Here is a 24578-nt window from a genome sequence, read left to right as displayed (position 1 = left end):
CGTCGTGGCACGGCGGCCGGAGAGCCATGGGGTTGCGCGCATCGTGTCGCGCACACCCGCTGACCGCGGTGCGTCGGCGCCCGACCGGCCGGACCCTGCCATGGTGAACCGTCCGCTGCGCGGATCCGTCGGGGGACGAGAGGGGGCGGGACGGACCATGATCGCGACGACGGTGCTCGGGGGCGAGCTCGTGCTGCTCGGCGTGCTCGCCGTGACGACCGGTCTCGGTCCGGTCGGCTGGGCCGTCGGCGCGGCGCACGCCGTCGTGCTCGCGGTGCTGCTCGCGCGGCGCCGGGACGACGGGCCCCGGCCCGCCGACCGGGTCACCGGGCTGCGCGCGGTGCTCGGCGGCGGGGTGACGGCGCTGGTCGCCGACGGGGTGGCCGGACACGCCGTGGACGTGGCCGTCCTCGTGGTCCTCGCGGGGCTGGCGCTGGCACTCGACGCCGTCGACGGCCGCGTCGCCCGGCGCACCGGGACCGCGTCCGCGTTCGGGGCGCGCTTCGACATGGAAGCCGACGCCTGGCTGATCGCCGTGCTCGCGGTGCACGTCGCGGGGCTGCTCGGGGCGTGGGTGCTCGCGATCGGCGCGATGCGGTACGCCTACGTCGCCGGCACCGCGGTGGTCGCCTGGATGCGCGCGCCGGTGCCCCCGACCCGCGGCGCGAAGATCGTCGCCGCGGCGCAGGGGATCGCGCTCGTCGTGGCCTCCGCGCAGCTGCTGCCGGTCCCGGTGGCGACGGCCGTCGTCGGTACCGCGCTGGCCGCGCTCGTCTGGTCGTTCGGCCGCGACGTCAGATGGCACGTGAGCCGGCGTCGACGGGGACGTAGCGCAGCAGCACCACGTCGCCGATCGGCCGCGCCTCGACGAGCCGCATCCGGTTCCCCGGGCCCTGCGGGAACACCGCGGCGTTGACGAACCGCGGGGCGCCGGGCTGGCCGACGAGGAACGGCGCGAAGACCACGTGCAGCTCGTCGACGAGCCCCGACGACATGAACAGCGTGTGCACCTCGGAGCCGCCCTCGACCATGAGCCGGTGGACGCCGCGCCGGTGCAGGTCGTCGAGCAGGACGGTCACGTCGAGTGGATCCCCCGCGCCCACGACGGTCGCCGCCGCGCCGACCCGCTCGCGCACGTCCGCCACGGCCGACGTCGGCGCGTAGACGACGCGGTCCCCGTCGCCCGTGGTCAGGAAGCGCGAGTCGGGCGAGATCTTGCCGGTGCGGGTCAGGGTCACCTTGACCGGGGACGGCGCCCGCCCGGTCGCGACGCGGGCCGCCCGGCGGGCCGCGGAACGCACCAGCAGGCGCGGGTCGTCGGTGCGGATCGTGTTGGCACCCACGAGGATCGCGTCGACCGAGGCGCGCACCTCGTCGACCCGGTCGAGGTCGGCATCGTTGGACAGGATCAACCGCCGTCGGCTCACGTCGTCGATGCAGCCGTCGAGGGACACCGCCGCCGAGAGGAGCACGTGAGGTCGCCCGGTCATCGCCGCTCCCTGTCGTCGGGTCCGGTCCCAGCAGAGCACAGGAATCGGTCGGAACGCACGTGTCCCCGGACGGTCCGCGCGCCGGACCGGTTCAGCGCGGTCGCCGTGAGCCAGGGCATAGGGTCGCCGTCATGGCTGCCGACGACGTCACCCGGCACGGGCACACCCACCGACTCGACCTGGCCGATCCGGACGTCCGCGACTTCACCGCGACGGTCGTGGCCGTCGACCCGGAGCGCGGGATCGTGCTCGACAGGTCGGCGTTCTACCCCGGTGGCGGCGGCCAGCCGCCCGACGAGGGCGTGCTGCTGTGGGGCGGGGTGCGGACGCGCATCGTCGGCACCGTCCGCGGTGACGACCTCTACCTCGTCCCCGCCGAGGGCGACCCGGTCCCGGCGGCGGGGACCGCGGTCCGCGGTGCGATCGACGACGAGCGCCGCACCGGCCTGATGCGCACCCACAGCGGGTTGCACGTCCTCACGGCGGTGGTGTTCCGCGACTTCGGCGCCAAGGTGACGGGCGGCAACATGGAGCCGCTCACCGCCCGGATGGACTTCGACCTGCCGCAGGTGCCGCCGGACTTCAAGGACCGGGTCGCCGAGGCCGTCAACGCCGAGATCGCCCTCGACCGGCCGATCGCGGCCCGGCTGCTGCCGCGCGCGGAGGCGTTCGCGATCCCGAACCTCGTCCGGACGGCGGCCGACCTGCTGCCCGAGGACCTGGAGACGATCCGCGTCGTCGACATCGACGGCCTCGACCAGCAGGCCGACGGCGGCACGCACGTCGCGTCGACGAAGCTGATCGGCCGCGTCGAGGTCGTCAAGGTCGAGAACAAGGGCCGCGGGTTCCGGCGGCTGCGGGTGCGGGTGCTCTAGATGTAGTGACCCAGGACCTTGTTGACGATCACGAGGCGAGGCGGGTGATCGGGGGCCGGCCGCCGATGGCGGAGTGAGCACGTCGAGTGTTGTAGTGCTGGACCCAGCTGTCCAGGGTGTCGAGTCGGTCGGTGTTGGACAGCCACGGGCGGGCGTAGGCGAACTCGGTGAGCAGGGTCCTGTTGAACCGCTCCGCTTTGCCATTGGTCCACGGGCAGCCCGGTCTGGTGAACCGCCGCCGCAGCCCGAGCGCGACACACACGGCTCGCCAGTTGTGTCCGCGCCGGTAGACCAGGGCATTGTCGGTGAGGATCCGCAGTACCCGCACCCCGCGGGCCCGGAACCAGGCCACGGCCCGGTGCAGGAACCCGGCCGCGGTGACGTCACGTTCGTCGGGCAGCGCCTCGACATAGGCCAGGCGGGTGTGGTCGTCGACGGCGACGTGGAGGTAGTCGTAGCCGATCCCGCGGCCGCGGACCTCTTCTCGGCGACCGTGCAGTCGCCAGCCGCCGCCGTCGGGGACCCGGCCGAGTTTCTTCACGTCGATGTGGAGCAGGTCTCCGGGGGCGCGGTGTTCGTAGCGGATCCCGGAGTAGCGACGCCGCACTGGTTGGCCGGTGATCGGGTCGATCGCGGCCAGCGGGGCGACCTGGTGGCGGCGTAGCACTCGCCCGACGGTGGAGGCGACCAGCCCCAGCTGTCCGGCCAGATAGACCGGGCCGCGGCGTGCGGTGTCGCGCAGGGCCAGGATCCGGGCCTCCACGTGAGCGGGTGTGCGGGTCGGGGTGCTGTGCGGGCGTGAGGATCGGTCGGCGAGCCCGGCCCAGCCTTCCTCGCGGAAGCGGCGAAGCCATTTGTGCACTGTGGCGCGGGAGACGCCGAGTTGTTCGGCGATGCGGGCGGCGGGCCAGCCGGCGTGGCGGCGTTCGATGATGAGCCTGCGGGCGTGCATGGTGGTGCGGGCGTTACGGTGCGACACGGAAGGCCTCCGGGTTCGAGCAGGTGCGTCAGACACACCCACTCCGCCAGGAGGCCTTCCCCTTGATCAAGCCACCACGCCGTCAACAACGTGTTGGGTCGCAACATCTAGAGCCGGCGGGGCCCGGAGCGCCGACCGGCCCCGCGCTCCCCTCTCTGCGGGGGGCGCGGGGCCGGTGCGGTCGCGGGCCGTCACGGCCCGGCCGGTCAGGCCTTGGCCGCGGCCTCGTCGGACTCGTGCTCGGCGGAGCCGTCCTCGTCCGAGTCGTACTCGTCGTCGCCGTCGTACTCGTCGTACTCGTCGTCGCCGTACTCGCCGGAGTCGGCGGCCCCCTCGTTGTCGCGCGCGCGCCACCGCTCGACGAGAGACCGCTTGAACCGGTTGTTCGAGGGCACCTCGATGCCCTGCGCCTCGGCCCAGAGGCGCAGCTGGGTCCGTTCCTCGGCCGTCAGCCCGGTGCTGGTGCGCGCCGCCGGTCGGCCCGTCCCGTACCCCGGGACCGACGCCTCGATCGTGCCCGCGTCGAGGTAGGGCTGCAGGAGCGCGAGCAGCTTCCGGTACTCCACGCCGGCCAGATCGATCCGGACGTGCATCTGGTCGATGTTGAGCTCGTGGGTCTCGACGTCCTCCTCGGTCCCGCTGACGTCGCAGTACCGAATCTCACGGATTCCCATCGATCACGACTCCTTCCGAGCCCGACCACCCGAGGTACGACGAGCGGCGGGCTTGCGGGCCGCCGGCTTGCGCGCCGGCTTCTTCGCCTCGGCCGCGGCGGGCTTCTCGGCGGCCGCGGGGGCCTTCCGCGCGTTGGTGGTGGGCGCCTCGGACGCCGCCTTGGCCTCCGCGGCAGCCTTCGCGGCCGCCTTGCGCAAGGCGGTGATGCTCTGCCCCGCGAGCGCCTTCGACGCCACCGAGTCGCCGATCTGGCGCGGGGTCATGTGTCCCCGACCACTCGGCGCCAGGTAGACCTGACCGTCGCTGCCCGTGCGGTACTCGAGGTTCGAGGCGACCCGGGCGAACCGGGTGCGGCCCCGCTGCCGGACGCCCTCCCACTTCTCGACCTTGACCGCGAGCTCACAGCACGTGCAGGTCAGCCGCCGGATGAACAGGCCGTCACGATCGACGTCGGTGAAATGGATCCCCGCCTGCCGAATCGTCGGGAACAGGTGCCGACCACGTTCGCGGCAGGCCAGCACCTCGTCGGAGACACGGTCGACGTAGAGGTCGACGTCCTCCTCCGAGGCCTTGACGTATCCGGTCTCCTGCTGCTGCTGCTCGCCCTGGATCGACAGGACTGACGACGCAGCGTCATCCGCCACCTGAATCTCCTTCTGTAGTCATGTGGGTGCCTGGTCGGCACCGTGTCCACCGGATCACATCACCATTGCGGTGTGTGCCGCCACCGATACGTGTCGCGCGACATCACGCAGTTCACGTGGCGCTGGCAACTCCCGGTCGGATCCGGTCCGGCTATCGACGATGTTCTCACGATCGAGGAGCGCTGCCGCGACCGGCGCGCGGTTCGGCCGCGAACAGTGTGGCCGCGGGTCGCCGCCGGGCGGTGGCACAGGTCGGCGAAAACGGGCGAACGCCGCCCACGGACGAGCGGCGGCCGCCCGGAACCCGTCCGGACGGCCGCCGCTCGCTCCTGGCGTCGCGCCAGGGGGCGTCTAGCTCGTCTTCGCCGCGCACCGGGCGTCGGCGCTGGGCAGCTGCAGGTTGACCAGGTAGTTCCCGACGACGTCGTCGACGCACTCGTTGCCCTGCAGGGCGGCGGTGTGCTTGGTGCCCTCGACGGTCAGCAGCCGCGCCCCGAGGGCCTTCGCCAGGTTCACCCCGCCCTGGTAGGGCGTGGACGGGTCGCCGGTCGTCGAGATGACGAGCGTCTGCGGCAGACCCGCCACCTGCGGGACGTGCGGTGCGGCCGGCTCCACGGGCAGGTAGGTGCACACCCCGGGCGAGGCCGGCGCGGGCCGGCCCGGGTCCTGGAACGGCGCGGCCTCGTTCACCCGGCGGGTCGCGTCGGCGATGACCGCGCGGTCGCTGATCCGGTCGCCGTCGGCGCAGTTGACGACGGACAGCGCCTCCTGGTCGTTGTCGTAGGTGCCGGCCGGGGTGCGGCCGTTGTACGCATCGGCCAGCGCCATCATCGCGGTGCCGTCGCCCGCCTTCAGGTCGGTGAGCGCCGCGGTCAGGCCCGGCCACTGCTCCGGGCTGTAGAGCGACGCGACGACGGCCGTCACGGCGTCGGAGAACGAGAGCGTCCGGCTGTCACCGCGCACCGGCGCGGGTTTGTCGATCAGCGGCCGGGCCAGCGCCTGGAACGCCTGCGTCGTCCGTGCGGGGTCGGTGCCCAGCGGGCAGTTTGCGGCTGCGGCACACGCGGCGGCGAAGGTGTCGAAGGCCTGCTGGAAGCCCGCCATCTGCGCGACGCCCGAGGCGACGGGGTCCTCCATCGGGTCGATGGCACCGTCGAGGACCATGGCCCGGACGTTGCGCCCGAACAGCTCGGCGTAGGTCGTGCCGATCCGGGTGCCGTAGGAGAAGCCGAGGTAGGTCAGCTTCTCGTCGCCGAGGGCGGCCCGCAGGACGTCCATGTCGCGGGCGACGTCGCGGGTGCCGGAGTTGGCGATGACGTCCGCGCCGCCGGAGCGCTCGACGCACTCCGCCGCGGCCTTGCGGTTCTCCTCGTCGGCGTGCGCCACACCGGCGGGTGAGGTGTCGAAGAAGTTCTCGGCGCGGTTGCGGTCGCGCTCGCGGTCGGTCGCGCAGTCGATCGTCGGGGTGCTGGCCCCGACGCCGCGCGGGTCGAACCCGACGACGTCGAACGGGCCGCCGGCCAGTGCCGGACCGAGCTGGGCGGCGAGCGACATCCCGGACCCGCCCGGCCCACCCGGGTTGACGACGAGCGAGCCGATCTTGGCCCCGTCCGTCCGGTGGCGCAGGACGCCGACCTTCGCGGTGCGGCCGTCGGGCGCGGAGTAGTCGAGCGGGACGGTCAGCGTCGCGCAGTCGAGTCCGGCGCCGGAGTAGAGGGTGCGCTCGCTGTCGTCCTGGGCGAACGGGGCGCAGGGGCCCCAGCTGAGGTGCTGGCCGTAGTAGCGGGCCTGCGCGGTCGGGTCGGCGACCGCGGTGCTGCTGCCCGCCGCCGGACCGGCCTGGGCCGCGGCGATGCCCGCGACCTGCGTGGTGCAGGCCGTGAGCGCCGCCGTCGCGATCAGCGCCAGCGCGGCCACGGCCGCCCGGCGGGTCGTCGGTGTCATCGTGGTGGTCCTCCCCCGTCGGCCGCCTCGGCGACGGGACCGCCGGCGAGCGGACCGGCGGGCGGCGCACCCTCCGAGGATGACGAGCGCGCATCCGGTTCACGAGGGAGGGCGCACCCGGACCGGTGGGGGCCTGCCCCACTCGCAGAGGTAGGGACCGCCCTGGGGCGAGGGACTCGCCCGGGTCCACACGGGTCCGTCCCGGCCCGCACCGGCCCGGGACGGGCGCAGACCGGTGCGGGCCGGTGTCCGTCAGCCGCCGACCGCGGTGTCGACGTCGCGCCGTGCGCGGCCCAGGAACTCGTCGAGAAGCGGGGCCAGTGCCGCCGGCTGCTCGACGTGCGGCCAGTGCCCGGCGCCCTCGACGACCGCCACACGGACGTCGCGGAACCGTGGTGCGACCTCGGCGGCGACCAGGTCCTCGGTGCACAGCGGGTCGGCGGCACCGCGGACGACCAGGACGGGGCCGGGGTACGCGCTCTCCGCGCGCTCGCCGCCGGTGCCCAGGTTCCAGATGTCCACGACGGCCGCGGTCGTCGACGGCGGGATGCGCACCCCGTACTCGTTCAGCCGGGCCAGCTCGGCGTCGGGGAAGTTCGCGCTCAGTGCCCGGCGGGTGCCCGTGAGGCCCTCCAGGTCGCCGCCCAGCGCGCGGAACGGGGCCACCGCCTCGTCCGGGAGCTGGGTGCCCCGCAACGGCATCGGGGTCAGCAGGACCAGCCCCGCGACGCGGTCGGAGCGTGCCGCGACCAGTTCGGCGACCTGCGCGCCCATGCTCTGGCCGACGAGCACGACCGGCCCCTCGATCCGGTCGACGACGGCGGAGACCTCGTCGACGTAGCCGTCGAGCGTGAACGGTCCGGGGTGCTCGGGGGCACCCGCCATCCCCGGCAGGTCGACGGTGACGGCGCGGTCCGCGGGCAGGTCGACCGCGTCGATCACCGGGGTCCACGTCGCGCCGTCGTCGAGAAAGCCGTGGACGAACACGATGTGCGGGGGCGGGACCATGGCGGAGCTCCTTCGGTGCTGAGGTCGCGCGGCCACCTCCGGACGCCGAGGTCGCACCCGCTGTCCGCAGCGCCGCAGAAGGGTTTGACAGAATCATTCTCATTATGCTTCTGTCAACGCCTGACCGCGACGGGCGCGGCCGAGGAGGCGACGTGGGTCTGGAGTCAGCACGGGGTCGGTACGAGGTCGTCCGCGAGACCGACGTCCCCATGACGACCCGCGACGGCAAGGTGCTGATCGCCGACGTGTACCGGCCGCAGCGCCCCGGCCCGCTGCCGGTCCTGCTGCGCCGCACCCCGTACGGCAAGCAGCTCAACGACCTCGCCGAGCCGTTCAACGAGGCGCACTACTACGCGTCGCACGGATACCTCACGGTCGTGCAGAACACCCGGGGCCGGTTCGGCTCCGAGGGCGCCTGGTACCCGTTCGCCTACGAGGGTCGCGACGGCTACGACGCCGTCGAGTGGGCGGCTACGCTGCCGGGGTCGAACGGTCGCGTCGGCACGTTCGGGCAGTCCTACGGCGCGGTCTCGCAGTACCTCGCCGCCGTGGAGCGCCCGCCGCACCTGGTCACGGCGGTCCCGCTCTCCGCGCAGGCGGCCGCGTACGAGAACTACTGGTACCACGACGGCGCCCTCGAGCTGTCGTGGACGCTGAGCTACTTCATGAACATGGCCGACGACGTCCTGACCCGGCGGGGCGACACCGAGCGGCTCGCGGCGCTGGAGGCACTGAAGGCCGACCCGTCGATCCGCTTCGGCCCCCTCACCGACGACGCGCTGCGCCACCTGCCGCTGCGCGACTGGATCGACCGCTTCGGCGAGGGCGCGCCGTTCCTGGCCGACGTCCTGCACCACCGGACCGACGGCCCGTACTGGTGGGCGGTGGACCTGCGCCGCCGGCTGCACGACATCGACATCCCGATGCTGCACATCGGCTCCTGGTACGACATCGCCAACACCGACACCCCGCACTACTTCACCGGCATCTCGACGACCGGCCTGTCCGCGGCCACCCGCGAACGGCAGGCGCTGTTCATGGGCCCGTGGGCACACCTGCTGCCCTACAACCAGCCGACCTCGGGCGGCACCGGCGACATCGACTTCGGCCCCGAGGCCGCGCTCCCGCTGATCGAGGTGCAGCGCCGCTGGTTCGACCACATCCTCGCCGACGACCGGCCCGGCCTGCCGATGGCCAGGGTGACCCTGTTCGTGATGGGCGAGAACCGGTGGCGAGAGGTGGAGTCCTGGCCCCCCGCCGGCATCGTCGGGACGACGCTGTACCTGGGCGGCGACGGCACCGCGACGGCAGGCGGCACGCTCGGCGACACCCCGCCCACGGCCGACCCCACCGACACCTACGTCTACGACCCCGCCGACCCGGTGCCGACGGCGGGCGGCCGCTTCGTCGGCGGCGGCGTCGCCGACCAGCGGGTCAAGCAGGACCGCGCCGACGTCCTGGTCTACACCGGCGAGGTCCTCGACACGCAGCTCGACGTCGTCGGCGCCGTCGCCGTGCGGCTCTTCGCGGCCACCGACGCCCCCGACACCGACTTCGTCGCGGTGCTCAGCGACGTCCACCCGGACGGCTTCACGCAGAACCTCGCCGAGGGCCTCGTCCGGACCCGCTACCGCGACTCGTTCGACGAGCCCGGCCCGATCGAGCCCGGCACGGTCCACGAGCTGACGATCCGGCTCGGCAACCTCGCGCACGCGTTCCTGCCCGGCCACGCCGTCCGGCTGCACGTCACGTCGAGCGACTTCCCGCGCTGGGACCGCAACACCAACACCGGCGAACCGCTGGACACAGCGGTCGAGCTGCGCAAGGCGGTGCAGGCCGTCCACCACGACGCGCGGCACCCGTCGGCGCTCCTCCTGCCGCTCTCCCCGCGGCGCGAGGACAGCTAGGACCGACCTTCCGCCTGCGCGAGCAGGCCGTCGACGAAGGCCCGCACCGCGTCGGGATAGGTGTCCCGTGCGGAGAGCCCCGGCCAGCGGTCGCCGATCGCGGCCAGCCGCGGCAGCGCCGCCGCGTCGATGCCGGCGAGGAACCCGTCGCGACGTTCGTCCGCGCCCCGCGCCCCACCCGACCGGGCGCGGACGAGGATCTCGCCGACCGTGAAGTACCAGATGTTGCGGAACAGGTCGACGGCTTCCTCCTGCGAGCAACCGTGCTCGGCCGCCGCGGCGAGGATCGCCTCCACCTGGACGAGCGCGGAGTCGCCGAGTCCGGTGAGGAACCCGTCGACGGTGAGGACCTCCGCCGCCCACGGCCACGCGCCGAGCGTGTCGTGGATCGCGACCCACCCCGCGACGATGCGCTCGCGCGGCTCCCCCGCCGCCGGCGGCCGGGGGATCCGGTCCGCGTACTCGTTGAGCAGCAACAGGAGCAGGTCCTCCTTGTCGCGCACGTGGTGGTAGAGCGTCGTGGCGCCGATCCCCATCTCCGCGGCGAGCCGGCGGACGGTCAGCTTCTCCCAGCCGTCCCGGTCGATGAGCCGCCTGGCCGCGACCAGGATGTCCGCGCGGGACGTGACCGGCGGCCGGCCGGTGCGGCCGCGCGGAGCGTCGGTGGGAGGCATCGGCCCATCATGCTGGCCGTCCCGCGCCGCCGCGAACCCGGATTCCGGTCGCGTCCCGATCCTCGCGGTGCTACTTTCGGAACATGTTCCAAAACAACTCCGTCCTCGTTCCGACCACCCTCGCCGACGCCGTGATCCACCTCCACGGCGACGGTGCCGCCGAGGCCGCTCCCCGGCGTGGCGGCACCGCCCCGGGGCGCTGGACCGTCGCCGCGGTGCGTGCCCGGAGCGACGCGGACCTGCACTCCGACGTGTGGGAGCGCCACGCCGACGGCGACGAGGTGCTGTGCGCGATGTCGGGCGGGTTCGACGTCCATGTCCGCGCCGCCGACGGTGGCCGCGAGACCGTCGTCGCGCTGACCGCGCCCGGCTCCGCTGTCGTCGTCCCCGCGGCCACCTGGCACCGGGTGAGCGTGCGCGACCCCGGCGACCTGCTGGCCGTCACCCGCCGCAGCGGCACGACCCACGAGCACGTCCGCGAACCAGGACGGCCCCGATGACCGCGGGCGCGGCGACGCGCGACGGCGTCGGCTCCCGGGCCGCGGGCCGCGCGGGGCGGACGCTCGCCGCGGTGTCGGTCGTGCAGTTCACGGTGTCGCTGGACCTGTCGGTGGTCAACGTCGGGCTCCCCCGGATCGCGGACGGGCTCGGGTTCGACCCGGTCGGCCTGACCTGGGTGGTCCACGCCTACGCGCTCACCTTCGGCGGGCTGCTCCTGATGGGCGGCACCCTCGCCGACCGCTGGGGACGACGGCGCGTCCTGCGTGCGGGACTCGTGCTGTTCGGCGTGGCCGCACTGCTCGGTGGGCTCGCGCAGGCTCCCTGGGAGCTCGTCGCCGCCCGCGCCCTCCAGGGGGTCGGTGCCGCCGCGATGGCACCCGCGGCGCTCGCCGCGTTGAGCGCGACGTTCCCGTCGGGCCGGGCGCGCGTGCGGGCCTTCGGCGTCTGGAGCGCGGTGAACGCGGCGGGCGGCGCCGTCGGCGTCCTGGCAGGCGGGCTGCTCACCCAGTACGCGGGCTGGCGCTGGGTGATGGAGGTGAACGTGCCGATGGTCGCCGTCGCGCTCGTCCTGGCGTGGGGCGCGGACGGGGACCCCGGCCGGGTCGACGGCGTTCCCGGACCGGCCGACGGCGCCCCCGCCCGAGGCGGCCGTCCCGACGTCCGGGGTGCGGTCCTGGCCACCGCCGGCCTGTCACTGCTGGTGTTCGGCGTCGTCCGCACCGAGGCCCTCGGCTGGGCGTCGGCGACCACGCTCGCGACACTCGCCGGAGCTGCCGCGCTGCTCGTGGCGTTCGTGCACGTCGAACGCACGACGCGCACGCCGCTGCTGCCGCCCGGCCTGCTCGCCGACCGTTCCGTCGCCGGGGCCGATGTCTACAACCTGCTCGTGGGTGCCGCGATGGCGTCGGCGTTCTACCTCGTGTCGCTCTACCTGCAGCGCGTCGTCGGGGCCGGTCCCGCCCTGACCGGGGTGGAGTTCGTGCCGTTCGTGTCGGGCGTCGTCGTCGGGTCGGTCGCGGCCGTACGGCTCGGCCGCCGGTTCGCCCCCCGGACGCTGCTCGTGGCCGGTGGGCTGCTGACCGCGGCCGGGTTCGCCTGGTTCGGCCGAATCTCCCCCGACGGCGGGTTCACCACCGACGTGCTGGGTCCCTCGATCGTCGCGAGCATCGGCTTCGGGCTCTGCCTCGGTCCGGTCGTCTCGACCGCGACCGCCGGCGTCGGACCGCGGGCGGCCGGCGTCGCGTCCGGGCTGCTCACCAGCTCACGCCAGATCGGCGCCTCGCTCGGGCTGGCGGTCGTCGGGACGCTGGCGCAGGCCCGAACCGGGCCCCGCTCGACGCCCGCCGCCCTGACCGACGGTTACGCGCTGGGCCTGACGGTCGCCGCGGCGCTGCTGGTCGGCGCGGTCGTCGTCGCCCTGACCGTCCTGCCGCGAACCGGCCCCGCACCCGGCCACGACACCGTCGGGACCGGCGGCGCCGGCCCCTGAGCACGACCGCACGCCCGTCCGCGACGCGGTCCCCGCGGCGCGGGCGGGCCCGGGCGTCCCGGTGGCGTCGGCACCGTGCGCCGGACGGCCTTGCGCGGCCGCACATCTTTTCGGCACCGTCACGGAATCGGCGGCCCGAACGAGATCCTCGGGGACGCACCCTTCTCCACGACGGATCGGAGCTCCGGACGATGGCGATGGCAGCACCCGTGGGCAGCTCGGCCGCGCGCTCGAAGTGGCTCGCGCTGACGGCGATGATGTTCGCCGTCGCGATGACGTTCATCGACCAGACGATCGTCGCCATCGCGGCGCCGAACATCCAGTCCGAGCTCTCGCTGTCCAGCAGTGGCGTCACGTGGACCGTCAACAGCTACCTGCTCGCACTCGCCGCGGGCTTCGCCCTGGGCGGGCGGCTCGCCGACGTCCTGGGGTCGCGCCGCATCGTGCTCATCGGCATCGTCGGCTTCGCGGTGTCGTCGACGTTGTGCGGGTTCACGCCGAAGGGCTCGTTCGCCGAGACCTGGATGATCGTCTTCCGGGCGACCCAGGGGCTGTCCGCGGCGCTGATGATCCCCGCCGCGCTGGCGGTCGTCGTGGCGGCGTTCCCGCTGCGCGAGCGGGGCAAGGCACTCGCCATCTTCTTCGGCGTGAGTGGCGGCCTGACCGCCATCGGCCCGATCGCGGGCGGCTACCTCACGCAGTGGACGTGGCGGGCGATCTTCTGGATCAACATCCCGGTCGCCGTCGTCGCGCTGGCGCTCACACTGGCCGCCGGCATCGTCCCCGTGGTGCGCCGCGAGCCGATCGACTGGCGCGGGGCGGCGGTCGTCGCCATCGGGATGGCGCTGTCGGTGCTGGGCTTCGAGCAGGCGCGCAGCTGGGGCTGGGACAGCCCGCTGACCTGGGTCTGCATCGTGGGTGGGCTGCTGGCGCTCGGCCTGTTCGTCGTGCTCGAGCTGCGCACGCCGGTGCCGCTGATCAAGGTGCGGATCTTCCGGGAGCGTGCGTTCCTCTCCGACAACCTCGTGCTGTTCTTCTCGATGATCGCGTTCGTCCCGGTGTTCTTCTTCGCGAGTGTGTACTCGCAGGTCTCGCTGGGCTACGGCGCCAGCAACGCGGGGCTCTACCTGCTGGTGTTCTTCGCGGGGTTCGCCCCCGCCGCCCAGGTCGGCGGGCGGATCCTCGACAGCCGCGGCGCGAAGCCGGCCGTCGTGGCGGGCTGCGTGGTCGCGACGGTCGGGTTCCTGTGCTGGGCCTGGAAGGTCACCGACCTCAGCCTCGGGGCGCAGTGGTGGTGCATCGTCGTGGCCGGCGCGGGCATCGGCCTGCTCCTCGGCCCCGCGAGCACGGATGCGACGAACCGCGCGATCGACGCGTCGTACGGCGAGGTCACCGGCGTCACCCAGACCGTCCGGAACTACGGCTCGGCGCTCGGCCTCGCGGTACTGGGGACGGTGCTGGGCAACGTGTTCGTGAGCCGGCTGGAGACCTCGCTGGGCGCCTTCGGCGTCCCGCCGGCGACGGCGGCGCGCCTCGCCTCCTCGGGGACGGGGGGCGGTGGCGGCGACCTGGCGGGTGTCCCGGCCGCGCTGCGGCAGCAGATCGAGGCGGCCGTCGCCGCGGACTTCGCCGTCGCGACCAGGGCGGTGCTGATCGGGATGGCGATCGCGCTGGCGGTGTCGCTGGTCGCGGCGCTGCTGCACCCGGGTGGGCAGGTCACCGAGGAGACGACGTCGTCGCCGGCGGGGATCGCCGACGACGACGCGGACACCCCCGCCCAGGCGGGCTGACGCCCTGCCGCGGTGCGGCCGGGTCAGGGAGTGCCGATCTCCAGCAGCTCCACGCCGGGGCCCTCGGGGTGGGCCACGAACACCCACGACAGGTGGCCGCTGACACGGGGTGCCGACACGAGGTCGAAGCCCGCCGCAGCGAGCTCGTCGCACGCCTTCTGCATGTCGGCCACCTCGCAGCAGAGGTGGACCCGACCGGGGGCGTTGGCCGGCGTCCGGCCCGGGGCCGCCACGCCGACCACGTCGACGTGGACGCCGTGTCCCGCGACCGCACCGTCGCCGTCGCGGTCGAACCCGAGCGCGTCGAGCAGGCGAACCGTCCGCTCCGGCGCGGCGCTGGTGAGGAAGAGCCCGCGCTCCGCCGTGCCGAACGTGACCGGCCGCCCGTCCGGGTCCTGACCGGCCCCCGGCCGTCCGATCGGGACGCTGCCGAACCCGGGGTCCGCGGCCGACACCCGCCGGGGTGCCGGTGGGTCGAACTCGACCAGCTCCAGCATCAGCGTCGGCCCGAGCAGGAACGCGATCTCCAGGCTCGCGGCGTCCAGGCCGTTGCCGACCGCGCCGTCCGGTCCGGTGAGCGAGATGCGGTCGGCCGGCTGGTAGCCGGCGGACGCGTAGAACGCGGACACCGTGGCGAGGTCGCCGACCGTCAGGCCCAGATGATGGACCCCGCGGACGTCGATCACGACGACGTCGGGACCGGCCGGAACGCGCCGCGGTCGTTGTGCAGCCAGGGCTGCGACGTCGGGCTCGGCGACGGCTCGAGGAGCTCGACGATGTAGTGGGTCACCGGTGCCTCGCCGAGGTTCCTGAGCCGGTGCGGCGGCAGCGGGCCTCCGCTGCCCACCGTGCGGTACAGGACGAAACCCGGCTCGGTGTCCTGCACGATGCCCCAGTCGTCGTCCCCCAGCTCCTGGCCGCGCATCGTCGCGGTCTGCGCGTAGAGGATGACGTGGTCGTTGTGGTGCTCGTGGAACTCGCAGTGCTCCCCGGGCTGCAGGATCATCTCCCAGACCCGGACCCGGTCGTTCTCGAACAGCACGGTCGAACCGATCGCGCTGCTGTAGGGACTGCCGCTCATTCGTTCACTCCCTCGACTCCGTGCGGACGTTCTTGTCCTGCCCTGCGGTCGCGCCCGACGGCACGTCACCGCGACCTGGCGAAGTTGCGCGCCATCCACTCCGCGCGGGCCGCCGGCGCCCGGCGCGACACCTCCGCCTCGGTGCGACGATCTCGACGCAGTGGTAGCCACCGGGCCGGACGTGCAGCTCGGCGTCCCCACCCTCCGGCCAGATCCGCCCCGCGTGCTCGACGACCTCGTCCCGGAACGTCCCCACCGCGCCGACGTCCGGGTACGCCGGCGCCAACCCCGGGCGAAGTCCCCCGCCCGCGCCGGCGCTGTGTACGGGCCGACGTCCGTCCCGCCCCACCGTTCGCCCAGCGGCGCCGTCCATCCCACCCGGTTCGCCGTCCGGCCCCTACGCCCACGCCGTCGAGCGCGGTGCTCGAGGGAGTGCGCTCGCGGTCGTCGAGCATCGGGCACATCAGGAGCGCCACACCCGCCGCGAGGCCCGCGCCCGCGCTGTGCCCGGCAGAGGACTGCTGGGCCGGACTCGGGGCGAGGTCGAGCCCGAACACCGGGCTGCCCATGAGCGTTCCCACGGGCGACGTCCCTTCCGTTCGAGGGTGCGGCGCCGTGCCGGGTCTCAGGATCCGGCGGCGGCGACGGCGACTGCCCCGGCGCGGTCCCTGTCCAGATCGAGCTCGAAGAGGCGGATCGCGTTGCCGCGCACGATCTGGTAGGTCGTCTCCTCGTCGATGCCCTCGAACTGCGAGGCCAGGTGCTCGTAGGTGTGTGGGTAGGGGCCGTCGGCGTGCGGGAAGTCGACCTCGAACATGAGCCGGTCGATCCCGATCTCCCGGGCGTTCTTGATCGCGTGCCGGTCCGCGAACACGCAGCCGTACATGTTGCGCCGGACGTAGGTCGACGGGAGCTCCTGGAGCTCGTGCTCGCCGAGTGCCCACGTGTGGTGCTTGTAGGCGTGGTCCATCCGCTCCAGCGCGTACGGCATCCAGCCGGCCTGGCCCTCGGAGTACGCCAGCTTGAGGGCCGGGAACCGGTCGAGGACCCCGGAGAACACGAAGTCGGCCATCGACGACAACGAGTTCGTGAACTGCAGGATCGGCACCACCACGGTCGCGGAGTCCGGGGGCGGCGTCATCATCAGCGACGCCGACCCGATGTGCATGCACACCACGGTCCCGGTCTCCTCGCACGCGGCGAAGAACGGGTCCCAGTTGCGGTGGTGGATGTTGTCGAACCCGAGATGACCCACGATCTCGCTGAAGGTCACGGCCCGCACGCCGCGCGCCGCGTTGCGCCGGATCTCGGCCGCGGCCAGCTCGGCGTCCCACAGGGGCACGACCTGCACCGGGACCAGGCGGCCGCCGGAGTCCCCGCACCACTCCTCGACCATCCAGTCGTTGTACGCGCGCACGCAGGCCAGGCCGAGCTCGCGGTCCCCGGGGAACTGCTCGCTGAACGCCTGTCCGCAGAACCGCGGGAACGACGGGAATCCCAGCGAGGCCTCGACGTGCTGGGAGTCCATCACCTTGAGCCGTTCCTCCGGCACGTAGCAGGCGGGGTCCATCTGGTCGTAGGTGACCGGCTCCTTGTCGCGCAGCTCCGCGGAGGTCTCCACGTCCTTCAGGATCAGGACGGGCCGGCGGGGCACGTACATCGAGTTGCCGTAGATCCAGACGTCACCGGGAAGGCCTTCGCCCTCGGCGGCCTCGGTGTCGTGGTACGCGTCGGTCGTCATGTCGATCCACCGACGTTCCACCCGCGGCGCGCGGTCGTGGAACTTCGTCGGCAACCACGTCTCGAACAGGTTGCGGGGCTCGACCACGTGGTCGTCCACACTGATGATCTTCGGCAGGTTCCGTTCTGACACCGGACGACCTTTCGTCAGTCAACCCGAGGGTTCATTGATGGGAATTTGTCAACGCCGGATCGGATCCATGCGGTTCCGGTCAGTGCCGGCCCGCGGCCGTCGTCGGTTCGCTCCTGCGCCGGCGCGCCGGGGACCCGCCGGCGACGTACTCGACCTTGAGCTGCGTGAACTCCTCGTAGCCCCACCGCCCGTTCTCGGTCCCGACGCCACTCCACTTCGCGCCGGCGAACGGGATGTGGGGTGCCAGCGCGATGTGCGCGTTGACCCACGAGGTTCCGCAGTCGAGCCGGCCGGCGATCCGCGCGGCCCGCTCGACGTCCTCGCCCCACACCGAGCCCGCGAGCCCGAAGTGCGACGCGTTCGCCCGCTCCACGACGGTGTCGACATCGTCGTAGGCGACCACGGGGAGCGCCGGGCCGAACTGCTCCTCGTCGACGACCGGCATGCCGTCCTCCGCGCCCGCCAGCACGGTCGGCGCGAAGAAGTAGCCGTCGCGGGCCAGCCGGGACCCACCCGCCGCGGCGACGGCGCCACGGCTCAGCGCGTCCGACACGAGCGCGGCCACCCGGTCCAGCTGTGGACGGTTGTTGACCGGCCCGAGCAGGGTCTCCGGGTCCCGCCCGTCACCGGTCCGCGCCGTGACCGCCTCGTGCGCCAGCGCGTCGACCAGGTCCGCGTACAGCTGTCGCGGCGCGTAGATCCGCTTGACGGCGACGCAGACCTGCCCGCTGTTGGCGAACGCCGTGCGGAACAGCTTCGGTGCGATCTCGGCGACGTCGACGTCGTCGAGGACGATCGCGGGGTCGTTGCCGCCGAGCTCGAGGGTCACCCGTTTGAGGTCGTCCGCCGCGGCGGACAGGACCTTCCGGCCGGTCGCGGTCGACCCGGTGAAGCTGATCTTCCGCGGGGCCGGGTGCCGGGTCAGCCGGGCGCCGAGCGCGTCACCGCCGCTGACGACGCCGAGCACGCCGTCGGGGAGGACACCGCGCAGCAGCTCGCCGATGCGCAGGGTGGTCAGCGGGGTGTACGGCGACGGCTTCACGACGACCGTGTTGCCCGCGGCCAGCGCCGGGGCGATCTTCCAGAAGGCCAGGCTGACGGGGAAATTCCACGGGGTGATGGCTGCGACGACACCGAGCGGCCGGCGGAGCACCTCCGCGAACGCCACGTCGTCGTCCTGGACGACCTCGCGGTTCGGCGTGAACCCGGCGAAGTGGCGAAGCCAGCGGACCGCCGAGCCGATCTCGGCGCGTGCCTGTGCGAGCGGCTTGCCCTGCTCCGCGGTGAGGACGGCGGCGAGTTCGGCCGTCTGACGCTCGAGCGCGTCGGCTGCGGCGGCGAGCGCCTTCCCGCGGCGCTCCGGCGCGAGGCCGCTCCAGCCACGCAACGCCGTCGAGGCGGCCGCGAACGCCGCGTCCAGCTGCTCGGGTGAGCACTCGGGCGCGCGGCCGCAGACCTGCTCGGTCGCCGGGTCGATCACGTCGAAGTGCTGCGCCGACTCGACTCCACGACCGTCGATCGTCATCGTGAACCGCCTCATCGAGCTCCCTCTCCCCTGCACTTCTTCGCATCCGGACGTCGTGCCCGCCGGTCGGGACCGGCATCGGTCGACATCCGCCGGTACCGGTGTCCGACGTGGAAAGCTCGCGTCGCGTGGTCCGTCGCCTCGCGCCCCGGGTCGGCTCCGCAACCGCGCGGTGGTCGCGCCCGAGATGTGCCGGGTGCTGCCGCACCCGGCTCGCGCGTCCTGGGTAAACGTTTAAGGTCGGAGACTAGGCGCGCCCCGCCTGCAGGTCAAGGGTCGCCCGGCAGCTCCATCGCGCCGCCGCGGTCGGCCGCCGTACGGAGCGCCACCGCCATGATGGATCCAATATTGCCGTCGCTGAATCCATGCGCTACCGTCGCCGTCCGGCATCCGACCCGACGATCACGAATGGCGCGTCGAGCGGTCGGGGCGATCCACGGATTGCCCACAGGAATCGTTGGAGGCTGTAACTCGTGACATTTTACGACTACATCATCGTGGGCGCGGGAGCGGCCGGCTGTGTTCTCGCCGATCGGTTGACCGAAGACCCCTCGGTCGAGGTCCTCCTGGTGGAGTACGGCGGCCATGACCGCAACCCGATGCTGCACGTTCCGAAGGGATTCTATTTCACGCTGCAGAGCAGCCGTTACTGCTACCACTACCCGACGCAGCCCGTCGGCCCTGGTCAGAACGGCGAGTCCTGGACCCGCGGAAAGGTGCGCGGCGGTTCCACCGCCGTGAACGGAATGATGTACATCCGCGGTGCGCAGCCGGACTACGACGCCATCACCCGGCGCGGAAACACCGGCTGGGGATGGGACGAAATGCTGCCCGTTTTCACGGCGATGGAAGACCACGGAATCGGCGCATCCGATGTCCGCGGCGTCGGTGGCCCGGTGGGCGTGACGATCGGCGATCGGAGTGAGCTCGTCTGTGACGCCATCGTCGGTGCCGCGGAGAAAATGGGACTCCGGTACACCCGGGATTTCAACGAGGACGACAGCGAACGGATCGGGTTCACCCCGTCCACGATCAAGAACGGGATCCGGGTCAGCGCGGCGACCGCGTTCCTCCGGCCCGCCGCGAAGCGGCCGAACCTCACCGTGCTCACCGGTACCCGCGTGGGATACCTGCTCTTCGACGGACGCCGCGTCGTCGGCGTCCGTGCCCGGGGCCGGTCCGGCTACCGCGACCACATCGTGCGGCGCGAGGTCATCGTGTCCGCGGGGACGATCGAGACCCCCTTGCTCCTGGAGCGCTCGGGCATCGGCCGCGCCGAGACGCTGGCGGCCGCGGGCGTCGCGCTGCGCGTGGAAAGCCCGAACGTGGGCGAGCGGGTGATCGAGCAGCGCGGCGTGAAGCTGCAGGTGCGGCTGAAGGGCCGGATCGGCCGGACCCACGAGCTCAACAGCGTGCCGAAGCAGGCCCTGCAGGGCGCCCGGTACCTCCTCACCCGGGGCGGGCCCATCGCCACGGCCGGGTACGACCTGGTCTGCGCGTTCAGGACCGCCCCGGACCTGGACCGCCCGGACGTCCAGGGGATCTGGATGCCGATGGCGCTCGACACCGCCGCGGACAGGATGAAGCTGGCGAGCTACGCCGGAGCGACGTTCGTCGGGTACCCGATCCGGCCCACCACACGGAGCTCGATCCACCTCGGCGGTCCGCTCCCGGAGGACCGGCCCGTCATCCGACCGCGATACGTCGAGACCGACGAGGACCGAGCGGCGACGGCACGGATCCTGGACTGGGGACGGGAGATGGTCGCGCAGGACCCGCTCGCCGAACTGATCGAGGGTGAGGACCAGCCGGGGCCGGCGGTCTCGACCGCCGAGCAGGTCGTCCGGCTGGCGCAGGACAGCCCGCTCGGCATCTACCACGCGATCGGTTCCGCAGCCATGGGCCCGGACCCGGACGACGTCGTGGACGACCGCCTGCGGCTGCGCGGCGTCGAGGGCCTGCGGATCGTCGATGCCTCCGTGTTCGCCGCCCAGCCCGCCGGGAACACCGCGGCCCCGACGATGGCGTTGGCCTGGCGCGCCGCCGACCTGATCCGCCAGGAGGCGTGAACCACCGGCGGCCGGCCTGCGCTCCGGCCGCCGGCGTGCCCGAGCGCCGCCCGGCCGCACCCCCCGCACGACGCGGCCCCCTGGTCCGCACCGAGGACCAGGGGGCCGTCGTGGTCGTGCCCGGACGCTACGCCGCGCCCAGCACGACGACGTCGCCGATCTGCGCCACGACCGCGGTCTCGGCGCCCTCGACCTGGTTGGCCGCGCTGGTCCCGCGCAGCTGGCGCACCGCCTGCACCACCCGTTGGATGCGTTGCGACTCACCGGTGTGCGAGTGCGACATCGTGCCCCCGTCGGTCACCACCGGGTACCGCCCGCCCACCTCGATCGCACCGTTCGCGACGAGGTCCGCCCCCTCGCCGACGTCGCAGTACCGGAGCGCCTCGAAGTAACGGATGATCTCCCACGAGAAGTTGTCGTAGAACTCGTAGACGTCGATGTCCTCGCGCTCCAGCCCCGCCCGTGCGAACGCCGCGTCGGCGGCCTTACGGCCCCACATCGCCGTCTGGTCGTACGTCGGCGGGTGGGTGTAGGTGGGGCCCCAGCTGTCCCAGCCGCCGCCCAGCACGCGGACCCCCCGGTTCGGCAGGTCCCGGGCGCGCTCCGCGCTCGTGAGCACGAGAGCCGAACCGCCCTCGCCCGTGGTGCAGCAGTCGAGCAGGTGGTACGGGTCGGCGATCATGCGGGAGGCGAGGATGTCCTCGGTCGTGAACGGACCGCGACCGTAGTAGACGGCCTCCGGGTTCCGCGAACCGTTGTTGCGGATCACGCTTGCCACGTAGGAGATCTGTTCCTGCGTCACCGAGAACCGGTGCATGTACTCGCGGGCCGCCAGCGCGAACTCGGCCGGCGTCATCAGGCCCCAGCACTCGACGAACTCGTTCTCCGGCCGGGTCCACGGCGCGACCGAGTCCTTGTCGGTGTGCACCTGCGCCTGGCCGCTGGCGATCACGACCGTGGTGCACATCCCCGCCTCGATCGCGAGCGCGGCCTCGGCCACCGACGCCGGTCCGGGAGCGGCGGTGCCGACCCAGAACGTCGGGATGCCCAACGCGTAGCCGAAGGCGTCGGACCCGTTGCGGTATTGCAGCCCGGGCAGCACGTTGAGCCCGTCGACGTCGCTCAACCCGAGCCCGGCGTCGGCCAGCGCGCCCTGGACGGCCTTGAGCGTGATGCTGTAGGACGTCTCGCCCGGGAGCACCCGCGCCTGCTTGGTGTTGTACGCGCCGACGATCGTCGCCGTGCCCGGGGAGATCACGAGGCCACCACCGTGAAGCACGGCAGCGTGACGTCCGGCGCGACGTCGCGGAACGCGACGTGCACCTTGGCGCCGACCTGGATCTCCGCCGGCTCGCTGTCGACGATGTTCGTCAGCATCTCGTAGCCCTCCGTCAGTGCGACGACCGCCACCACATAGGGCACCTCGAACGCCGGGGTCTGCGGCCGCCAGATGGTGGTGTAGGTGACGATGACCCCCTCACCTCCCGACTCGACCCAGTCGAGGTCGCAGCTGAGGCAGGTCCGGCAGAAGTCCTGCGGGGTGAACGTGTGCGCCGCGCACGCGCGGCAGCGCTGGACGAGCAGCACCCCCCGGCGACAGCCGTCCCAGAACGGGCGGGTGGTCGCACTCGCACGCGGTGTCGGTCTGGCCACGCCGGCCCCTGGTTCCATGCCCCCACCCTAGATTAATGTATACATATTGGTCAATATTGGATCCATACCATCCAGGAACTAGGTCCCGCCCGGGCCGCTGATCATGATCGGCCGCCCCAGCGCGCCGACGCCGAGCTTGTGCTGGAGGTCGTCGGTCTTCCACGCCATCACGACGCCCCCGATCAGGTCGCGGAAGATGCGCTCCAGCGTCCGGGACTTCACGTACCCGTGCGCCCCACAGGTCTTCATCGCGCCGAGGGCGACCTCCTCGGACATCCGGCGCAGGTGGTACAGGGTCCGCACATGGTCGCGGCCCATCAGCTCGTCGTCGTCGTAATCGTCGAGCCGATCCACCATGTCGCGCAGCAGCGCCCGGCCGGTGCCGAGCCAGTGGTCCATGCTCCCGATGGCGGCCTGCGCCCACGGCTCGTCGGCCCGGTAGGACGCCTTCACCGACTCCAGCGAGCTGCTGGCCATGTATCCGTAGCGCCGCTTCGCGTGGTCGACCGTGAAGTCGAAGGCCGCCCGCGACAGGCCGACCCAGATGGCCCCGATGCCGAACGTGTTGTACGCGGTGTCGATCGGGCGCCGGAACTGGAACGTCTTCATCTGGCCGACGAGGCAGTCGTCCTTCACCACGGCGAGGTCCCGGCACTCGAGATCACTGCTGCCCGTGGCGCGCATGCCCATCGCGTTCCAGTTGTGGTGGTTGATCAGCCCTGGTTCGCCCATCCGACCCACGGTCAGGACATACGTCGGATCGTCCGGATCGCTGCCCTCGAGGATCGCGCCGAGCATGGCGTAGCCGGCCGCCTCGCTCATCGACGCGTATCCGCTGCGCCCGTTGAACACGTAGACGTCGCCCTCGTCGCGGCAGACCACCCCGGACTTGCGGGAGTCCAGCCCCTCGGAGGATATCGAGAAGCCGCCGCAGATCGTCGCCTCGTGCCGCGCGATCGCCGCGCACGCCTCGTCCCTGCGGGGAAAGGACGGCATCTGGGCCAGCCCGCGGGCACCACCCCAATGCATGTTGATCGCCAGCGCCGTCGAGGCGTCCCGGTAGGCCAGCTCCTCCATGACACGCACGGCCGCGGAGAGCGAAGCACCGGAGGACCCCAGGGCAGGGTCGATCGGCATGCCCGTCACACCGATCTCCTGCATCAGCCGCAGGTTCTCGACGGCGAGCGCGCCGTCCCGGTCGGCCACCCGCGCCCGCTCCGCGAAGTCGTCGGCCGCGGCGCACTCGCGGACACGCTCGACGATCGCGTCCTCCAGCGCCCGCAGCTCCGCGGGCGGCCTCCCGCGGACACCGGCAATCGGCGCCGGCCCCTCCGCAGCGAGCGAGGGCAGGTCATCGAGATCGGTCATCTGTCCCGTCCTTCACAGGTATCGGCCGAACAGCAAAGGGCATGGCGGATCAGAGTTCCGCGAGCTCGCGGACCCGCTCCAGCGAGCGCAGGGTCTCCTCCGGGGACGGCGCCGGGGCCAGGATGTTCTCCATCTGCCGTCCCGCCCACTCCTCCCGCGGCAACGGCTTGCCGTCATGGTTGTGCAACATCACCACCAGCCGATCCGCCCCCGCCTCCCCGAACTCCCGCTGGAAGCGCGGACTCGGATCATGCACACTCACCGAGATCTCGATCTCCGCCGGATCCCGCCCGATCCGCTCACACTCAGCCGTGATCGCCGCCCGCGCCCCCGCCACCTCCTCCGGCGTCACCACCGTCAGATAGATCCCGTCCGCCACCGCCGCCACCCGCCGCGCCGACACCGGCGTCGGCCGCGCCCCCAACACCACCGGCGGATGCGGCCGCTGCACCGGCAGCGGGTCGCAGATGACCTCGGGGAACCTGACCAGGTCGCCGTCGTAGGCGCCGCGGCCGTTCGTCCACAGCAGCTTCATCGCCTCGATGGACTCGATCGTCAGCTTCCACGGGGTGGCGTGGTGCGGCGTGAACACCTCGGTGAGCTCGGGGACGTACCCGGTGCCGGCGCCGAAGATCACCCGTCCGCCGGAGAAGAGGTCCAGGCTGCTGACGAGCTTGGCCAGCATGAGCGGGTTCCGCTCCGGCACCAGGCAGACCCCGGTCACGAGCCGGAGGGCGGTCGTGGCCGTCGCCATCACGCTGAGCGAGACGAACGGGTCGACCATCTGCCCGTAGACGTCGGGGAACCGCCCTCCGGGTAGCGGCAGCGGCGTCGCGGGGGCGACCGGGACGGCGGCGTGGTCCGGCGCCCAGTAGGAGTCGAACCCGGCGTCCTCGATCGCCTTGCCGAGGGTCACCGGATCGATGCCGTACGCGGTGACGTAGGCCTGGATTCCGATCTTCATGTCTGTCCTCTGTTCACGATGGACGGGCCTCGCCTTGTGCACGACGAGGCTCGTGAGCGGCGATGGTCG

At 72.7% G+C, this 24578-nt stretch carries 21 protein-coding genes and 1 pseudogene; 7 read left to right on the top strand and 15 right to left on the bottom strand.

Going from position 1 to position 24578, the window contains the following annotated elements:
- Window positions 1-157: 157 nt before the first annotated feature.
- Window positions 158-916, top strand: coding sequence for a CDP-alcohol phosphatidyltransferase family protein (locus PSD17_RS25415; protein ID WP_339124866.1), 759 nt, complete (start codon window positions 158-160; stop codon window positions 914-916).
- On the opposite strand, the pseudogene PSD17_RS25410 reads toward PSD17_RS25415, so the two are convergent.
- Window positions 897-1490: pseudogene (locus PSD17_RS25410) on the bottom strand (RibD family protein); the annotation flags it as partial. The gene PSD17_RS25415 and the pseudogene PSD17_RS25410 sit on opposite strands and share 20 nt — an antisense overlap.
- Window positions 1491-1621: 131 nt before the next feature.
- Here PSD17_RS25410 and PSD17_RS25405 point away from each other — a divergent pair.
- Complete coding sequence (locus tag PSD17_RS25405; protein ID WP_103379658.1) at window positions 1622-2365, top strand: alanyl-tRNA editing protein; 744 nt, start codon at window positions 1622-1624, stop codon at window positions 2363-2365.
- A gap of 28 nt (window positions 2366-2393) precedes the next feature.
- Here the strand turns inward: PSD17_RS25405 and PSD17_RS25400 are convergent, their stop codons facing one another.
- The 5 genes from PSD17_RS25400 to PSD17_RS25380 all read right to left on the bottom strand — a co-directional run bounded on the left by PSD17_RS25400 (window position 2394) and on the right by PSD17_RS25380 (window position 7615).
- Window positions 2394-3344, bottom strand: coding sequence for an IS481 family transposase (locus PSD17_RS25400; protein WP_339124864.1), 951 nt, complete (start codon window positions 3342-3344; stop codon window positions 2394-2396).
- Between the two features lie 206 nt (window positions 3345-3550).
- Complete coding sequence (locus PSD17_RS25395; RefSeq protein WP_013673575.1) at window positions 3551-4018, bottom strand: Lsr2 dimerization domain-containing protein; 468 nt, start codon at window positions 4016-4018, stop codon at window positions 3551-3553.
- A gap of 3 nt (window positions 4019-4021) precedes the next feature.
- Window positions 4022-4663, bottom strand: a complete 642-nt coding sequence (locus PSD17_RS25390) for a hypothetical protein (RefSeq protein ID WP_158703322.1) — start codon at window positions 4661-4663, stop codon at window positions 4022-4024.
- Window positions 4664-5014: 351 nt separating this feature from the next.
- Window positions 5015-6607, bottom strand: a complete 1593-nt coding sequence (locus PSD17_RS25385) for an alpha/beta hydrolase (RefSeq protein ID WP_339124862.1) — start codon at window positions 6605-6607, stop codon at window positions 5015-5017.
- A 252-nt stretch (window positions 6608-6859) separates the two neighbouring features.
- The gene (locus PSD17_RS25380; RefSeq protein WP_339124861.1) at window positions 6860-7615 is read right to left on the bottom strand and encodes an alpha/beta fold hydrolase; all 756 of its coding nucleotides are present in this window, start codon (window positions 7613-7615) and stop codon (window positions 6860-6862) included.
- A 152-nt stretch (window positions 7616-7767) separates the two neighbouring features.
- Between PSD17_RS25380 and PSD17_RS25375 the strand changes: the two genes are divergently transcribed.
- Window positions 7768-9522, top strand: coding sequence for a CocE/NonD family hydrolase (locus tag PSD17_RS25375; protein ID WP_339124859.1), 1755 nt, complete (start codon window positions 7768-7770; stop codon window positions 9520-9522).
- Here the strand turns inward: PSD17_RS25375 and PSD17_RS25370 are convergent.
- On the bottom strand, window positions 9519-10196 hold the full coding sequence (locus PSD17_RS25370; RefSeq protein WP_013673568.1) for a TetR/AcrR family transcriptional regulator: 678 nt from the start codon (window positions 10194-10196) through the stop codon (window positions 9519-9521). The two genes, PSD17_RS25375 and PSD17_RS25370, sit on opposite strands and share 4 nt — an antisense overlap.
- 83 nt (window positions 10197-10279) lie before the next feature.
- On the opposite strand from PSD17_RS25370, the gene PSD17_RS25365 reads away from it, so the two are divergent.
- The 3 genes from PSD17_RS25365 to PSD17_RS25355 all read left to right on the top strand — a co-directional run bounded on the left by PSD17_RS25365 (window position 10280) and on the right by PSD17_RS25355 (window position 13976).
- Window positions 10280-10696 carry a hypothetical protein gene (locus tag PSD17_RS25365; RefSeq protein WP_339124857.1) on the top strand — a complete coding sequence of 139 codons (417 nt, stop codon included), beginning with the start codon at window positions 10280-10282 and terminating at the stop codon, window positions 10694-10696.
- The gene (locus PSD17_RS25360) at window positions 10693-12186 is read left to right on the top strand and encodes an MFS transporter (RefSeq protein ID WP_339124856.1); all 1494 of its coding nucleotides are present in this window, start codon (window positions 10693-10695) and stop codon (window positions 12184-12186) included. The genes PSD17_RS25365 and PSD17_RS25360 overlap by 4 nt, the downstream gene beginning before the upstream one ends.
- Before the next feature lie 197 nt (window positions 12187-12383).
- A complete protein-coding gene (locus PSD17_RS25355; protein ID WP_339124855.1) occupies window positions 12384-13976 on the top strand; it encodes an MFS transporter in 1593 nt (530 codons plus the stop codon).
- Between the two features lie 23 nt (window positions 13977-13999).
- On the opposite strand, the gene PSD17_RS25350 is transcribed toward PSD17_RS25355, so the two are convergent.
- The 4 genes from PSD17_RS25350 to PSD17_RS25335 all read right to left on the bottom strand — a co-directional run bounded on the left by PSD17_RS25350 (window position 14000) and on the right by PSD17_RS25335 (window position 18470).
- On the bottom strand, window positions 14000-14662 hold the full coding sequence (locus tag PSD17_RS25350; RefSeq protein WP_339124854.1) for a VOC family protein: 663 nt from the start codon (window positions 14660-14662) through the stop codon (window positions 14000-14002).
- Window positions 14659-15057 carry a hypothetical protein gene (locus PSD17_RS25345; RefSeq protein ID WP_013673563.1) on the bottom strand — a complete coding sequence of 133 codons (399 nt, stop codon included), beginning with the start codon at window positions 15055-15057 and terminating at the stop codon, window positions 14659-14661. The genes PSD17_RS25350 and PSD17_RS25345 overlap by 4 nt, the downstream gene beginning before the upstream one ends.
- A 625-nt stretch (window positions 15058-15682) precedes the next feature.
- Window positions 15683-16930: an amidohydrolase family protein gene (locus tag PSD17_RS25340; RefSeq protein WP_339124853.1), complete on the bottom strand. Its 1248-nt coding sequence runs from the start codon at window positions 16928-16930 to the stop codon at window positions 15683-15685.
- 79 nt (window positions 16931-17009) lie between these two features.
- Complete coding sequence (locus tag PSD17_RS25335; RefSeq protein WP_339124852.1) at window positions 17010-18470, bottom strand: aldehyde dehydrogenase family protein; 1461 nt, start codon at window positions 18468-18470, stop codon at window positions 17010-17012.
- 458 nt (window positions 18471-18928) lie between these two features.
- On the opposite strand from PSD17_RS25335, the gene PSD17_RS25330 reads away from it, so the two are divergent.
- The gene (locus PSD17_RS25330) at window positions 18929-20524 is read left to right on the top strand and encodes a GMC family oxidoreductase (protein ID WP_339124850.1); all 1596 of its coding nucleotides are present in this window, start codon (window positions 18929-18931) and stop codon (window positions 20522-20524) included.
- A 127-nt stretch (window positions 20525-20651) separates the two neighbouring features.
- On the opposite strand, the gene PSD17_RS25325 is transcribed toward PSD17_RS25330, so the two are convergent.
- Genes PSD17_RS25325 through PSD17_RS25310 form a run of 4 tightly spaced genes read right to left on the bottom strand, consistent with a single transcriptional unit; the run spans window position 20652 to window position 24509 of the window.
- Window positions 20652-21782 (bottom strand): thiolase family protein, encoded by a 1131-nt coding sequence (locus tag PSD17_RS25325; protein ID WP_339124849.1) that lies wholly within the window; start codon window positions 21780-21782, stop codon window positions 20652-20654.
- Entirely contained in the window at window positions 21779-22195 is a 417-nt protein-coding gene (locus PSD17_RS25320; protein ID WP_013673559.1) for a Zn-ribbon domain-containing OB-fold protein, read from the bottom strand. The genes PSD17_RS25325 and PSD17_RS25320 overlap by 4 nt, the downstream gene beginning before the upstream one ends.
- 60 nt (window positions 22196-22255) lie before the next feature.
- On the bottom strand, window positions 22256-23545 hold the full coding sequence (locus PSD17_RS25315) for an acyl-CoA dehydrogenase family protein (protein WP_339124847.1): 1290 nt from the start codon (window positions 23543-23545) through the stop codon (window positions 22256-22258).
- A gap of 49 nt (window positions 23546-23594) precedes the next feature.
- The gene (locus PSD17_RS25310) at window positions 23595-24509 is read right to left on the bottom strand and encodes a TIGR03619 family F420-dependent LLM class oxidoreductase (RefSeq protein WP_013673557.1); all 915 of its coding nucleotides are present in this window, start codon (window positions 24507-24509) and stop codon (window positions 23595-23597) included.
- Window positions 24510-24578: the final 69 nt, after the last annotated feature.

Source organism: Pseudonocardia sp. D17 (genome assembly GCF_036984265.1).
GTDB lineage: Bacteria > Actinomycetota > Actinomycetes > Mycobacteriales > Pseudonocardiaceae > Pseudonocardia > Pseudonocardia benzenivorans.
Note: the sequence above shows the minus strand (reverse complement) of the source record. Positions and strands in the feature narration are given on the sequence as shown.